The sequence below is a fragment of the Providencia sp. R33 genome (assembly GCF_019343475.1).
In the GTDB taxonomy this organism is placed as follows: domain Bacteria; phylum Pseudomonadota; class Gammaproteobacteria; order Enterobacterales; family Enterobacteriaceae; genus Providencia.
Genome location: NZ_CP072453.1, coordinates 2,656,377 through 2,670,149, shown reverse-complemented (window position 1 = coordinate 2,670,149; position 13,773 = coordinate 2,656,377). Strand labels below are relative to the sequence as shown.

Annotated in this window: 15 protein-coding genes; 8 read left to right on the top strand and 7 right to left on the bottom strand. The window is 39.1% G+C overall.

The window, feature by feature from the left end:
- Positions 1–47: 47 nt before the first annotated feature.
- The gene (gene rof / locus J6836_RS12570; RefSeq protein WP_042848970.1) at positions 48–311 is read right to left on the bottom strand and encodes a Rho-binding antiterminator; all 264 of its coding nucleotides are present in this window, start codon (positions 309–311) and stop codon (positions 48–50) included.
- A gap of 273 nt (positions 312–584) precedes the next feature.
- Here rof and nlpE point away from each other — a divergent pair, with 273 nt between their 5' ends.
- The 7 genes from nlpE (at position 585) to chbG (ending at position 6,936) form a co-directional block, all read left to right on the top strand.
- Positions 585–1,241 carry an envelope stress response activation lipoprotein NlpE gene (nlpE, locus tag J6836_RS12565; RefSeq protein ID WP_219244372.1) on the top strand — a complete coding sequence of 219 codons (657 nt, stop codon included), beginning with the start codon at positions 585–587 and terminating at the stop codon, positions 1,239–1,241.
- 373 nt (positions 1,242–1,614) lie between these two features.
- Positions 1,615–1,935 carry a PTS sugar transporter subunit IIB gene (locus J6836_RS12560; protein WP_206083764.1) on the top strand — a complete coding sequence of 107 codons (321 nt, stop codon included), beginning with the start codon at positions 1,615–1,617 and terminating at the stop codon, positions 1,933–1,935.
- 108 nt (positions 1,936–2,043) lie between these two features.
- Complete coding sequence (gene chbC / locus J6836_RS12555; RefSeq protein ID WP_219244371.1) at positions 2,044–3,405, top strand: PTS N,N'-diacetylchitobiose transporter subunit IIC; 1,362 nt, start codon at positions 2,044–2,046, stop codon at positions 3,403–3,405.
- Positions 3,406–3,450: 45 nt separating this feature from the next.
- The gene (chbA, locus tag J6836_RS12550; protein ID WP_219244370.1) at positions 3,451–3,795 is read left to right on the top strand and encodes a PTS N,N'-diacetylchitobiose transporter subunit IIA; all 345 of its coding nucleotides are present in this window, start codon (positions 3,451–3,453) and stop codon (positions 3,793–3,795) included.
- A 9-nt stretch (positions 3,796–3,804) separates the two neighbouring features.
- Positions 3,805–4,671: a transcriptional regulator ChbR gene (gene chbR / locus J6836_RS12545; RefSeq protein WP_219244369.1), complete on the top strand. Its 867-nt coding sequence runs from the start codon at positions 3,805–3,807 to the stop codon at positions 4,669–4,671.
- Positions 4,672–4,792: 121 nt separating this feature from the next.
- Entirely contained in the window at positions 4,793–6,145 is a 1,353-nt protein-coding gene (locus J6836_RS12540) for a 6-phospho-beta-glucosidase (protein WP_219244368.1), read from the top strand.
- Positions 6,146–6,180: 35 nt separating this feature from the next.
- A complete protein-coding gene (gene chbG, locus J6836_RS12535; RefSeq protein WP_219244367.1) occupies positions 6,181–6,936 on the top strand; it encodes a chitin disaccharide deacetylase in 756 nt (251 codons plus the stop codon).
- 63 nt (positions 6,937–6,999) lie between these two features.
- Here chbG and proS read toward each other — a convergent pair whose 3' ends face one another.
- The 6 genes from proS to metN form a co-directional block, all read right to left on the bottom strand.
- Entirely contained in the window at positions 7,000–8,718 is a 1,719-nt protein-coding gene (gene proS, locus J6836_RS12530; RefSeq protein ID WP_219244366.1) for a proline--tRNA ligase, read from the bottom strand.
- A gap of 100 nt (positions 8,719–8,818) precedes the next feature.
- Positions 8,819–9,538: a tRNA (N6-threonylcarbamoyladenosine(37)-N6)-methyltransferase TrmO gene (tsaA, locus tag J6836_RS12525; protein WP_219244365.1), complete on the bottom strand. Its 720-nt coding sequence runs from the start codon at positions 9,536–9,538 to the stop codon at positions 8,819–8,821.
- A gap of 7 nt (positions 9,539–9,545) precedes the next feature.
- Entirely contained in the window at positions 9,546–9,950 is a 405-nt protein-coding gene (gene rcsF, locus J6836_RS12520) for an Rcs stress response system protein RcsF (protein WP_219244364.1), read from the bottom strand.
- Positions 9,951–10,075: 125 nt separating this feature from the next.
- Positions 10,076–10,897, bottom strand: a complete 822-nt coding sequence (locus J6836_RS12515; RefSeq protein WP_219244363.1) for a MetQ/NlpA family lipoprotein — start codon at positions 10,895–10,897, stop codon at positions 10,076–10,078.
- Between the two features lie 60 nt (positions 10,898–10,957).
- Entirely contained in the window at positions 10,958–11,611 is a 654-nt protein-coding gene (gene metI / locus J6836_RS12510) for a methionine ABC transporter permease MetI (protein WP_206083774.1), read from the bottom strand.
- A complete protein-coding gene (gene metN / locus J6836_RS12505; RefSeq protein WP_219244362.1) occupies positions 11,604–12,635 on the bottom strand; it encodes a methionine ABC transporter ATP-binding protein MetN in 1,032 nt (343 codons plus the stop codon). Before metN ends, metI begins: the two co-directional genes overlap by 8 nt.
- Before the next feature lie 170 nt (positions 12,636–12,805).
- Here metN and gmhB point away from each other — a divergent pair, with 170 nt between their 5' ends.
- Positions 12,806–13,372 (top strand): D-glycero-beta-D-manno-heptose 1,7-bisphosphate 7-phosphatase, encoded by a 567-nt coding sequence (gmhB, locus tag J6836_RS12500; RefSeq protein ID WP_219244361.1) that lies wholly within the window; start codon positions 12,806–12,808, stop codon positions 13,370–13,372.
- The last annotated feature ends 401 nt before the right edge of the window (positions 13,373–13,773 follow it).

Here is a 13,773-nt window from a genome sequence, read left to right as displayed (position 1 = left end):
ATGACTGTGACCATCATAAGGGGCAAGAAGGACTCGAATCGTGAGTATTAGTGAGAGTGGTCGACAACTATCGTGCCGATTTCTGGATGACTGAAGGAATTAATGCAATCCAACCGTAGCTCCTTTGTGCCCTCATGTGTTTCAACAATCAGGTACTCGACTTTTTTTCGTAGAAGCAAATCACTGGCCTGCCCTTCAATATTCTCGCCGTCATTAAGTTTTATTTGCAACTTCAACTGACGTTGGCATGCAATTTCTAGATATTCGTAATCATCACAATTGATAGGTTGATATTCAGTATCTGTAGACATATTCCCTCACCACTGTGTTAGTGGCGGTTATTGCCGCCTTGAACATGTTGTATCAAGCAAAAAAATGCTTAGTACGATAATAGCATAGTAATTTTAATAACTATAATCGCTACTGGATGAAAAAGATAATTCTTATTCATCAAATTAATGCATGGCATTTTTTATCAGTTATGTCCGAATTATCTTACTGTTTCCATTTTTTTATGACTTGAGATGCTATGATGTTTCATATTGGTAAACGAGTTAAAAACGAATAATTTCAAGGGAAGTCTCATGAAAAAATCACTATTGTTAGTCTTAATGGCGGTTGGCGCGGTAACGTTAGCGGGCTGCCAAAGTGGCGCGAAAAATACCAGCACAGTTCCTGTTGATCAAGTTTACACTGGGGTATTGCCTTGTGCAGATTGCTCAGGCATTGAAGCAACATTGTTAGTGAACCAAGATGGCAGTTATGTCGAACAATTGATTTACTTGGGAACAAAAGACGGCAACACAGGCTTCCATGAAGCGGGCAAATGGAGCGTTGAAGGCAATAAATTGCGTACAACAAATCCAAAAGGAGAGAATACCTTTTTTGCTAAAGCTGATAATGGTGAGTCCGTCACTTTACTGGACTTAGAAGGTAACCCGATTGAAACAGAACTGAATTATTCGCTAAACCGTGTTCAACCAAGTAAAAAAGTGGGGCAATATCGCTACATGGCAGATGCCGCTGTCTTTACTGAGTGCGAAACTGGGCGCCAATACGCTGCATCGGGTATTGAATTAGAAAAAGCCTATGGGGAAACTGGCGTTGATGGCGGAACGCCTGTTTATGTTGAGGTTGAAGGTTATTATACCGTTCGTCCGTCAATGGAAGATGGCCAATTTGACTCAGCACTTGTTCAAACAGGGCAGATTAAATTCGATAAAACGGCGTCTTGTAAATAATTTAGATTGCATTTCTCCACTAAAAAGCTCAATAGAAATATTGGGCTTTTTTATTTAACACCTTAAAATATCAATAAAAAATCACTTCAACTATCTCTTTATTTTCTCACTCACGCCTTTTTTGATATCAGTATAACTTTTTTATTGTCGAAAAATATTTGCTTATTTTGTGAAGGTTGTCATAGCGATTGGTCAATCAGAGACAACTAATGATAACAATGAAATATCGTAAACTAAGGGAATTCCGTATACTTCATTCAACTAGAAATAATTTTAATTTTTAGTTTATTGATTTAAGAAAAGCCGCAAGTCTGTAAAAAAATTTATAAATCTAAGCGGTAACTAAAAAATAGAACGAATCAAAGGATAAGGAATGAAGAAGAAAAATATCTATTTATTTTGTTCTGCTGGCATGTCGACCTCATTGTTAGTCAACAAAATGAGGCAACAGGCAGAGAAATATGATGTTCCCGTCAACATAGAAGCTTTCCCTGAAAGCTTAGCTAGTGAAAAAGGTGTTGATGCAGATTTAGTCTTACTCGGTCCGCAAATTGCTTGGATGTTAACGGATATTCAGAAAATACTGCCAAATAAACCTGTCGAAGTGATTGATTCATTGTTATACGGCAAAGTGGATGGACTTGGGGTATTAAAGGCAGCCGTTGCAAGCATAAAAAAACAAACAGCAAATTAAAATTAGAGAGCTACCTCTACTCAATAATAACTCCATCAACCTTAGTGCTATTTATTGCAGATTAGCCTAATTAGAATGGAGCACACTCAAAAAATCGAGGGTATTTTTATGAGTCTTGTTATCACTTCGCTTGAAAAGGTACTTTTGCCCTTCGCAGTTAGATTGGGAAAGCAACCTCACGTTAATGCAATAAAGAATGGTTTTATTCGTATTATGCCATTGACATTAGTCGGGGCAATGTTTGTACTAATTAATAATGTATTTTTAAGCTTTGATGCAGGGTCGTTCTTTTACTCATTGGGCGTGAGATTAGAACCATCAACTATTGAAACATTAAATGGATTTAAAGCTATTGGGGGGAATGTCTATAACGGGACGCTCGGTATTATGTCCCTCATGGCACCCTTTTTTATCTCCATGGCATTAGCAGAAGAGCGAAAGGTTGATCCATTAGCCGCAGGGTTGCTGGCAGTCGCTGCTTTTATGACTGTGACACCTTATGAAGTTAATGGCGCTTATGCTGTTGGTGCAAATTGGTTAGGTGGAGCAAATATTATTTCGGGTATTATTTTAGGGTTAGTCGTTGCCGAAATGTTTGCATTTATTGTGCGTCGTAACTGGGTGATTAAATTACCTGATAGTGTGCCACCTTCTGTTTCCCGTTCATTCTCTGCACTTATTCCGGGTTTTATTATCTTATCGATAATGGGAATTGTGTCATGGGCGCTTTCGAGTGGTATCAGTACTAACTTCCACCAAATCATTATGGATACAGTGTCGACACCGCTCGCCTCAATGGGGAATGTCGTTGGTTGGGCTTATGTGGTCTTTACGTCATTGCTGTGGTTCTTTGGTATTCACGGTTCATTAGCATTGACAGCCTTAGACAGTGGGATCATGACGCCATGGGCACTGGAAAACGTCTCGTTATATGCGCAATATGGTTCGGTGGACGCGGCGATTGCTGCGGGTAAATCTTTCCATATGTGGGCAAAACCAATGCTTGATTCCTACGTGTTCTTAGGCGGAACAGGGGCGACATTAGGGCTGATCATTGCCATCTTTATTGCTTCACGTCGTGCAGATCACCGTCAAGTGGCAAAGTTAGCATTACCAGCGGGTATTTTCCAAATTAATGAGCCGATTATTTTTGGATTACCTATCATTATGAACCCTGTCATGTTTATCCCATTTATTTTGATTCAACCTTTATTGGCGGGAATAATGGTGGCAGCGTATTCTTTAGGGATCATCCCACCAGTGACCAATATTGCACCGTGGACAATGCCGACAGGCTTGGCGGCTTTCTTCAACACTAACGGAAGTATTGCTGCGCTATTGCTTGCTTTATTTAACCTTGGTGTTGCTGTACTGGTTTATCTGCCATTTGTGGTGATTTCAAATAAAGCCCAAAACACGATAGACGAAGAAGAAAGTGAAGAAGATATTGCCAATGCACTGAAGTTTTAAAAAAACGGAGGAGCTTGCTCCTCCCATTTAAGTAGAGATAAAAATATGTTTGAACTCGATGATATTCAAGAAGATGCAGCTAACGAATTAGAAGAAGTTGTCATGGGCTTAATTATTAATGCAGGTCAGGCGAGAAGTTTAGCTTATACCGCATTAAGAAAGGCCAAAGAGGGTGACTTCGTCACAGCAAAAAGTTTAATGGAGCAATCTCACTCTTCTTTGAATGAAGCACATAAAGTACAAACTCAGCTCATTGAAAGCGACATGGGGGAGGGCCGAATTAAAGTCAGCTTAGTCCTCGTCCATGCTCAAGATCATTTAATGAATGCCATGCTAGCGCGCGAATTGATTACCGAATTAATTGAGCTACATGAAAAATTAAACCATTAAAAGGGGATAATGATGCAGACACTGATGAATAGAACCGACACTAATGCTGAAATTAAATTAGTTCAAGAAAGCGAACTGTTTAACAATAAAACCTTTCATGTCTTTATTTATAATAAAGTTGAGAGCGCAAGTGGACTGCATCAACATGATTATTATGAATACACGATTGTATTAACAGGTCGCTGTTATCAAATTATTAATGGAAAAAAAATATTATTAGAGCGCGGGGATTTTGTTTTTTTACCCATTGGCTCATATCACGAAAGTGCTTATGACTTTGGCCCAACACGGATATTAAATGTTGGAATTAGTAAATCATTTTTTGATAAACATTATCTTCCATTATTGCCAAGCTGTTTTGTTGCATCACAAAGCTATCCATTAAAAAATGAATTTATGGCTTATATTGAGTCCGTTATTGCCTCTCTAAACTTTAGAGACAGCGAATTTAATGAGTTTATTGAATTAGTCACATTCAATGTCGTTAATCGCTTACGCCATTTCCGTGAAAAGAGCTTACAGGATGATGCCCCTCAATGGCTTAAGAGCACACTTGAAGACATGCATGATATTGCGATGTTCAGTGAAAGTGCTTTGCAAAATATGATCACCATGACGGGGAAATCTCAAGAGTATTTAACACGGGCGACAAAGCGTTTTTATGGCAAAACACCCATGCAAATTATTAACGATATCAGAATTAATTTTGCTAAAAAGCAATTAGAAATTACCAATTATTCAATTACTGATATTGCATTTGAGTCTGGTTACAGTAGCCCAAGTTTATTTGTGAAAAAATTTAAAGAATCAACTTCACTAACACCAAGTGATTACCGGAAAAATTTATATAGTGTTGAGCAAAAAATGGTGGGTTAATTAGCATTAGGTAAACAGAATTTCAAAACGTTCTTAATTAAACAATTCAAGCATAACCATCTTTTTTAATAAAGATGGTGTGCCTTTCTATGTCTATTGTATAAGATTCTATGAGGTTAATATGACTCAGAAGTTAAAAGTTGTCACCATTGGTGGTGGTAGTAGCTATACACCTGAATTACTCGAAGGTTTTATTAAACGTTACCATGAACTTCCGATAACTGAGTTATGGTTGGTGGATGTTGAGGAAGGCAAAGAAAAATTAGATATTATTTTTGATTTATGTGAACGCATGGTTAAGCATGCAAACATTCCATTGAAAATAGTGAAAACATTGGATAGAAGAGAAGCACTTAAAGATGCTGACTTTGTCACTACACAATTAAGAGTAGGCCAGTTAAAGGCTCGCGAAATTGATGAGTCTATTCCATTAAAACATGGCTATTTAGGCCAAGAAACCAACGGTGCTGGTGGGTTATTTAAAGGGTTGCGTACAATCCCTGTTATTTTTGACATTATTAAAGATGTGGAAGAAATCTGCCCTAATGCGTGGGTGATTAATTTTACTAACCCTGCCGGGATGGTGACAGAAGCTGTTTATCGACACACAAACTTTAAGCGTTTTATTGGTGTGTGTAATATTCCGATTGGCATGAAAATGTTTATTACAGATGTTCTTAATCTGTCAGAAAAAGATGAGTTATCTATCGACTTATTCGGTTTAAACCACATGGTTTTTATCAAGGATGTGATTGTTAATGGTATTTCTCGTTTTGATGAGCTGTTAGACGGTATTGCTTCTGGTACGTTAAGTGCTAACTCTGTAAAAAATATCACTGACCTTGCGTTTGAAGAAGGGTTAATTCGCAGCTTAAATCTGATCCCTTGCTCTTATTTACTGTATTACTTTAAGCCAAAAGAAATGTTAGCTATCGAGCTGGGGGAATATTATAAAGGTGGCGCTCGAGCTCAAATCGTACAAAAAGTTGAACATCGACTGTTTGAGCTTTATAAGGATCCATCACTCGATGTGAAACCTAAAGAGCTTGAATTACGTGGCGGAGCCTATTATTCAGATGCGGCTTGTGAAGTTATCAACGCTATTTATAACGATAAAAATACGGAGCATTACGTTAATATCCCACATCAGGGGCATATTGATAATATTCCAGAAGATTGGACGGTGGAGATGACTTGCCTATTGGGTCGTGATGGTGCAAAACCGCATCCACGAGTGACACATTTTGATGATAAAGTGCTCGGCTTAATTTATACCTTAAAAAACTTTGAAATTGCCACTAGCCAAGCGGCTGTAAATGGTCAGTTTAATGATGTATTACTGGCGATGAATTTAAACCCATTAATTCATTCAGATAAAGATGCGCGTTTAATTTCGAAAGAATTACTTATCGCCCATAAAAAACACCTGCCGAATTTTGAGAAAGCAATACAGCAACTTGAGCTGGAAGGTTAATGAGTTAAATCGTTTATAGCATTAAGGGAGAACAAATGGCTTCATTACTTATTGTGAATGCCGATGATTTTGGATTATGTGAAGCTGTTAATTACGGCATTATCGAATCTCATCGTAATGGGGTTGTTAATTCAACGAGCGCAATGATGAATATGCCTGCCATATCTCATGCGGCTAAATTAAGTCATGAAAATCCGAATTTAGCGGTGGGAATGCATTTTGTTTTAACAGCAGGTAAGCCTTTTTCATCAATGCCAACGCTCAGTCGAGATGGAATGTTAGGTAAATGGTTGTGGGATATCGATATTAATGATTTACCTTTGTCTGAGATTGAACAAGAGCTGAATCTGCAATATCAAAAATTTATCGAAATTTTTGGCCAAAAGCCCAGCCATATTGATAGCCATCATCACGTGCATATGATTGAGGGTATTTTTCCGATTGTCGTGGGTTTTGCACAAGAACAGGGGGTTGCACTTCGTGTTGATCGTCAATTAGAGAAAAATTGGCCGCCATTGTCATACAAAGTGGCAAGCACTGACTGTTTTAGTAGTGAATTTTATGGTGATGAAATTTCAGAAGCATTGTTTTTGAAAATTATTGATGAAGCCAAAGCGCAGGGGAATCACTCTATTGAAGTCATGAGCCATCCTGCTTTTATTGATAATGCATTATTAAAAAGCAACTACGCTTACCCACGCTTAAATGAATTGGAAGTATTAACATCGGAAAATTTAAAATCACAAATAGCTGCGCGTGGTTTTAAAATTGGTTCGTACCGAGATATTTAAAGAAAAAAGCCCAAATTCAATATGACTAGAATTTGGGCTCTATTTTTTGGCTTTTAACCTAACTTATTTGCCGAGCTTACCTTTAAGGAAGCTGACGACATTTTCTAAACCAACCAATTCTTTATCATCGCTACGGCGCGATTTGTACTCAATCTGGTTATTATCTAAGTTACGGTCACCAATAACGATAGTGTATGGAACGCCAATCAGCTCCATATCAGCAAACATCACACCTGGACGCTCTTTACGGTCATCGAAAATGACATCAATACCGTTTGCTTTTAAGTCCGCATACAGTTTTTCAGCAACTTCTTTTACGCGATAAGATTTGTGCATGTTCATTGGTAAAATAGCAACTTGGAAAGGTGCAATTGCATCTGGCCAGATAATTCCGCGATCATCATAGCTTTGCTCAATAGCAGCGGCAACGATACGCGTTACACCAATACCATAGCAACCCATAGTAACGATTTGGTTGTGGCCTTCCTCGTTCTGAACGGAAGCCTTCATGGCTTCTGAATATTTGGTGCCTAATTGGAAAATATGGCCAACTTCAATACCGCGTTTAATTTGCAGCACACCTTTGCCATCTGGGCTTGGGTCGCCTTCGACGACATTACGAAGGTCATAAGTTTCAGGTAAGGCTAAATCGCGTTCCCAGTTAATGCCAAAGTAGTGTTTACCATCAATATTTGCACCCGCACCGAAGTCACTCATCACGGCAACGCTACGGTCGATAACAATCGGTAATGGCATATTGATAGGTCCTAATGAACCTGGGCCTGCATTCACCGCATTTCTAATTTCAGCTTCTGTTGCAAACTCCAGTGGGCTTGCCACTAAAGGATGTTTTTCAGCTTTAACTTCATTTAATTCATGATCGCCACGGATCAACAATGCCACTAATGTATGGCCTGAATCCTTTTCAGCGTGAACGATGAGCGTCTTAACTGTTTTTTCAACAGGTAAGTTAAATTGCTCTACCAATTCAGCGATTGTTTTTGCGTTTGGAGTATCCACTAAACGCAGCTCTTCAGTTGGCGCTCCACGTGGTGTGGTTGGCGCTAATGCTTCAGCAAACTCGATATTTGCAGCATAGTCAGACTCAGTGGAAAAAATAACGTCGTCTTCACCATTTTTTGCTAACACTTGGAATTCGTGGGATGCACTACCACCGATTGAGCCGGTATCCGCTTGAACTGCACGGAAATCAAAGCCAATACGTGTGAAAATTTTGCTATACGCTTCGTACATTGCATCATAGGTTTCTTGCAATGATTCTTGGCTAATATGGAAAGAGTAAGCATCTTTCATAATAAATTCGCGTGAACGCATGACGCCAAAACGCGGGCGAACTTCATCACGGAACTTGGTTTGAATTTGGAATAAATTCAATGGGAGTTGCTTATAAGAGGTGATTTCATTACGCACTAAATCAGTGATCACTTCTTCATGGGTTGGGCCAAGGACAAATGGGCGCTCACCACGGTCAACAAAACGTAGCAATTCAGGGCCATACTGTTCCCAACGTCCACTTTCTTGCCATAAATCTGCGGGCTGAACGACGGGTAAAGATACCTCGATAGCGCCTGCATTTTCCATTTCTTCACGGACGATGTTTTCGACTTTACGCAAAACACGCACGCCTGTGGGTAACCAGTCATACAGACCAGAAGCAAGTTTACGGATCATTCCTGCACGCAGCATCAGCTGGTGGCTGATAACTTCTGCATCCGCAGGGGTCTCTTTTAGAGTTGAGAGCAGATATTTGCTAGTACGCATTGTATTAGGTTCCATTAGAACAACAAATTATGGCAAGCCGTTTGCTTACCAAAGTATATAGAGAGCTAGTCTACCAGCGACTGAGATTCGCCAAAAGGGGTTAACACGTTTTTTCGTAAGGTTCGATAGCGAATACTTCAGTCACACCATTAATCACTCGCCAACGAATATTAAAATCTAGTAAATGAACCGCATAGTCACGAATTTCAGTCGATTGTTTTTTATACGCAGGGCGAGGGTCTTGCATCAAAACTTGTTCAATAAATTGCTTTAGCGCAGGATATTGATGTTGATAAGAGGCTAATTGATTTTCAACGGCTAGCGTGAATATAACCTGCATTTTATCTGAAGGCGCATCTTGCGCGTATCCCGCAGTGGCCTCTGGTATTGCTTCAGCAAAAGGCAAATAAGGTTTTATATCAATCACTGGTGTGCCGTCAACCAAGTCTAGACTACCAAGCTCGAGTATAGCTTGGTTGTTTTTTATAGAAACCCCTTTTAATTCAACAAGGGACATACCTATTGGGTTTGGTCTAAATGTTGAGCGCGTTGCAAATACACCCATTTTGTCATTACCGCCAAGGCGAGGTGGACGAACTAAAGGTTTCCAGCCACCTTTCATCGTTTGATGAAAAACAAAAATTACCCAGATATGGCTAAATTGCGTTAAGCCACGAACAGTATTAGCATCATTAAAAGGGGAGTGGAGATGTAGGCGTCCTGCACCACCTGGAACAAGCCCAGGTTGGCGCGGGATGGCAAACTTTTCTTTATATGGCGATTCGATATACCCAATAGTCTCAAATTGAAAAGATTGCATATGGCGGTTATTCAACAATTTTTAATGCGCTACCTTCACAAATCGTTGCTTGGTAACAACCCGGAGCGGTCATTGTCTGGCATTGGTGCAAAAGGACGGCATCAGCAGCGATAAAAGCAGCTTGTGATAACATACTGTTTTTCGCTGTATTTAGATTTGCAGGAGGGCTTTGAACGCTTTCTCTGCATGATTCACCAGAAACAATACCTAAATCTTTGAAAGGCATTCCCAAGAGTTCTTCTGGGCTATTCATTAATTTAACATTTGCTGTTTCAGGTTCTTCAGTCACACTTGGCACAGGTTTAGACAATTTCATACTGGTGAAACCTTTGTTTGCCCCTGGACTCGTGTATTGGTTAATCCCACACCCAGCCAACGTCAACGCCGCTAAGGTGAGCAATAACAGTCTCATAAGTTATTACCTTTCTTATATGATTCAATAAAATATCGTTATTTTTATAGTCTATAAATTGCAAAAAATACTAGATGGCATGGAGCCATCTAGTATTTTAATCGTTTTTTTAATAATAAAAAAGATTACCAGCCTTTAACTGCACCACCATCAAAGACTTCGTTAGCTTTGTTAGCAACTTCATCTGATTGATAAGCTTGGATAAATTTCTTCACATTTTCGCTATCTTTATTATCTTCACGAGCAACAATAATATTTACATATGGAGAATCTTTATCTTCAACAAATAAACCGTCTTTTGCTGGCGTCAGTTTAGGTGTTGCGCTGCTTGCCCAAGTGGTGTTGATGATAGCTAAAGCAATTTTTTGGTCATCAAGAGCACGTGGTAATTGTGGTGCTTCTAATTCAACAAATTTCAGATTTTTTGGATTTTCAACAACATCCAGAACAGTTGGCATTAAACCTGTGCCATCCTTTAACTTAATTAAATTTTGTTGTTGTAACAGCAGTAAAGAACGACCTAAGTTGGTTGGGTCATTTGGTAATGCGATTTGTGAACCGTCGGCTAACTCGTCAACAGATTTAATTTTTTTAGAGTAAGCAGCAATTGGGTAAATAAATGTATTGCCCACTGGCACTAACTTATAGTTACGATCTTTAATTTGTTGGTCAAGGTACGGCTTGTGTTGGAACGCGTTTAAATCGATATCACCTTTGCTTAATGCTTCGTTTGGTAATACGAAATCATTAAATGAAACCAGCTCAACATCTAAACCGTATTTTTCTTTAGCAACTTTCTGTGCGACTTCAGCAACTTCTAACTCTTTGCCCATGATCACACCAACTTTAATGCTGTTAGCATCTTTTTCTTTTTCGCCACAACCCGCTAAAACGAGTGTGCCTAATAGCGCGCCGACAACAGCGATAGATTTTAACTTAATAGACATTGGTAGTACCCCTTTCATTCGGACTTTATAAGCACCCTAACGGCGCCGCTATTTTACTGACTATCGATGTGAAACTTTTTTCATTAAGTACTCGCCACCAAACTGGATTGCGTTTACTAAAATAACAAGAAGAACAATAACGGTATTCATTACAACAGGGTTATAGGTTTGGTAACCATATTGCAGTGCAATTTGACCTAAACCACCTGCACCCACAGCGCCACCCATAGCCGAATAACCAACTAACATAATTAAAGTAATGGTTGCCGCATTAATTAGGCTTGGCATTGCTTCAGGGATCAAGATTTTACGAATGATCTGAAGAGGAGTCGCCCCCATAGCACGCGCTGATTCAATTAAACCACTCGGAATTTCTAGTAGAGCATTTTCTACCATGCGTGCAATAAATGGCGCTGCACCAATGGTTAACGGTACGATTGCGGCTTTTAAACCAATGGTTGTACCCACTAAAAACGACGTTAATGGAATAATCCAAACGAGTAAAATAATAAATGGTACTGAACGGAAAATATTAATTATAACGGCAAGTGCACGATATAAGCCGACATTTTCCATCACTTGGTCTTTACGCGTAATATAAAGTAAAACACCCAATGGTAAGCCTAAAACAAAGCCCAAAAAGCCAGAAACAAAGGTCATTGTGATAGTGTCGATGGTGCCGTTAATCAGCAAATAAATCATTCTCTCAGACATAACCCAAAACCTCTACTTTCACGTGGTGCTCTTTCAAAAATTCAATTGTGGACTCAACACCACCATTAATGCCATGCAGCTCCGCTAGCATCACACCAAATTTTACGCCGCCTGCGTAATCAATCTGAGAGCTTAAAATATTAATATCAATATCAAACTTACGTACAGCCATCGAAATTAGCGGCGCATCAACAGATTGGCCAGTAAATTCTAATTTCACTAATGGTGATAAATCTTTACCTGCTTCAGTGCTCATGCGCTCTTTATAGTCATCTGGAATATCAATAACTAAAGTTGACTGAATAAAAGCCTGCGCAACAGGTGTTTTGGGGTGAGAGAATACTTCGCTCACTTTATCTTGTTCGATTAATTGGCCGCCACTAATTACTGCAACTTGGTCACAAATGCGTTTTACGACATCCATTTCGTGAGTGATCAATAAGATGGTTAACCCTAAACGGCGGTTAATATCTTTTAATAATTCTAAAATTGAGCGTGTTGTCGCAGGGTCTAATGCACTAGTCGCTTCATCACACAGTAAAACTTTTGGCGAATTAGCTAAAGCACGTGCGATTGCAACACGTTGTTTTTGTCCACCCGATAAATTAGCAGGGTAAGCATCTTTCTTTTCGCTTAAGCCGACTAAATCTAATAGCTCATCAACGCGTTCTTTAATTTTTTCTTTAGGCGTATTGTCCAGTTCCAGTGGCAGTGCCACGTTATCAAAAACAGTACGCGAAGATAATAAGTTAAAATGCTGGAAAATCATGCCAATACCGCGACGTGCTCTCGTCAACGCTTTTTCTGTCATTGAGGTTAAATCTTGTCCATCAACAACAACTTGGCCTGATGTTGGGCGCTCTAGCATGTTTACGCAACGAATTAACGTACTTTTACCTGCACCAGAAGCACCAATAACGCCATATATCTGACCAGCAGGTACATGCAAGCTAATATCAGTCAATGCTTGAATGCTACGGCTTCCTTGCTGGAAAACTTTATTTATATTTGAGAGCTTTATCATTTATGTTTTCTAACTTTTATTTGAATTGTTCTTTAGATAGTGTATCTAATATGGTTGGATGTTAAGGCGTCTAGACGTCTAAGTCAACAAAGATTGTGCGATTTATTCTATTCTCATTTCATTTCTTTTCGTGAGATACTAAAAAGATATTCAGTTTGAGGAGTAAACAGGTGAGTAACGGGATACCAGCAGTCTTTTTAGACAGAGACGGAACAATTAATATCGACCATGGCTACGTACATAAAATAGATGACTTTGAATTTATTGAAGGCGCTATTGAAGCCATGTTGGAATTAAAGAAGATGGGTTATGCATTAGTGGTTGTCACAAACCAATCAGGTATTGGTCGTGGCATTTATACCGAAGACCAATTTATGCAATTAACTGAATGGATGGACTGGTCACTTGCTGATCGTGGTGTTGACCTAGACGGTATTTACTTCTGCCCGCATCACGCAGAGTCTGATATTGAAGAATATCGGCAAGACTGCAATTGCCGTAAACCAAAACCTGGCATGTTATTAGATGCACAGTCTTTCTTAAATATAGATATGGCTGCTTCTATAATGGTAGGAGATAAACTTGCTGATATTTTAGCAGGTAAAGCAGCAAATGTCGGAACAACAGTGCTGGTTAAAAGTGGCGAACCTGTGACAGAAGAAGCAATGAATAGCGCTGATTTTGTGGTTAATAGCATTGCAGACCTGCCAGAAACGCTAAAAAGAATTAAAAAATAGCCATTTTGGGTGATAAGCGAGCAGTCAGAAAAAAAGTTTTAAAAAACACTTGCCAGATTTTTCTGACTCCCTATAATGCGCATCCACTGACCGGGAACAAGACAACGCAAAGCGCGATGAACACTGAAACGGCAGCGAGAGATTCTGAAAAGAAAAAGCAAAAAATCGCTTGACTCTCGATGAGGAAAACGTATTATACGTCACCTCGCGACAACGACCTTGAAGTCGAAAATCGAAAGATTAAGTCGCAACGCTCTTTAACAATTTATCAGACAATCTGTGTGGGCACTCACAGGACACTATCAAAAAAATATTTGATTTTAAGTCTTGAAGAGTGACTAACACGTTAATTCATATATATGAACTAATAGGTAATATGTTTTCGCAAGAAGACATACGAC

Excerpts from the sequence above, each read along its gene's own strand:
- rof (WP_042848970.1), bottom strand. The coding sequence starts at position 311 with ATGTCTACAGATACTGAATATCAACCTATCAATTGTGATGATTACGAA.
- nlpE (WP_219244372.1), top strand. The coding sequence starts at position 585 with ATGAAAAAATCACTATTGTTAGTCTTAATGGCGGTTGGCGCGGTAACG.
- J6836_RS12560 (WP_206083764.1), top strand. The coding sequence starts at position 1,615 with ATGAAGAAGAAAAATATCTATTTATTTTGTTCTGCTGGCATGTCGACC.
- chbC (WP_219244371.1), top strand. The coding sequence starts at position 2,044 with ATGAGTCTTGTTATCACTTCGCTTGAAAAGGTACTTTTGCCCTTCGCA.
- chbA (WP_219244370.1), top strand. The coding sequence starts at position 3,451 with ATGTTTGAACTCGATGATATTCAAGAAGATGCAGCTAACGAATTAGAA.
- chbR (WP_219244369.1), top strand. The coding sequence starts at position 3,805 with ATGATGCAGACACTGATGAATAGAACCGACACTAATGCTGAAATTAAA.
- J6836_RS12540 (WP_219244368.1), top strand. The coding sequence starts at position 4,793 with ATGACTCAGAAGTTAAAAGTTGTCACCATTGGTGGTGGTAGTAGCTAT.
- chbG (WP_219244367.1), top strand. The coding sequence starts at position 6,181 with ATGGCTTCATTACTTATTGTGAATGCCGATGATTTTGGATTATGTGAA.
- proS (WP_219244366.1), bottom strand. The coding sequence starts at position 8,718 with ATGCGTACTAGCAAATATCTGCTCTCAACTCTAAAAGAGACCCCTGCG.
- tsaA (WP_219244365.1), bottom strand. The coding sequence starts at position 9,538 with ATGCAATCTTTTCAATTTGAGACTATTGGGTATATCGAATCGCCATAT.
- rcsF (WP_219244364.1), bottom strand. The coding sequence starts at position 9,950 with ATGAGACTGTTATTGCTCACCTTAGCGGCGTTGACGTTGGCTGGGTGT.
- J6836_RS12515 (WP_219244363.1), bottom strand. The coding sequence starts at position 10,897 with ATGTCTATTAAGTTAAAATCTATCGCTGTTGTCGGCGCGCTATTAGGC.
- metI (WP_206083774.1), bottom strand. The coding sequence starts at position 11,611 with ATGTCTGAGAGAATGATTTATTTGCTGATTAACGGCACCATCGACACT.
- metN (WP_219244362.1), bottom strand. The coding sequence starts at position 12,635 with ATGATAAAGCTCTCAAATATAAATAAAGTTTTCCAGCAAGGAAGCCGT.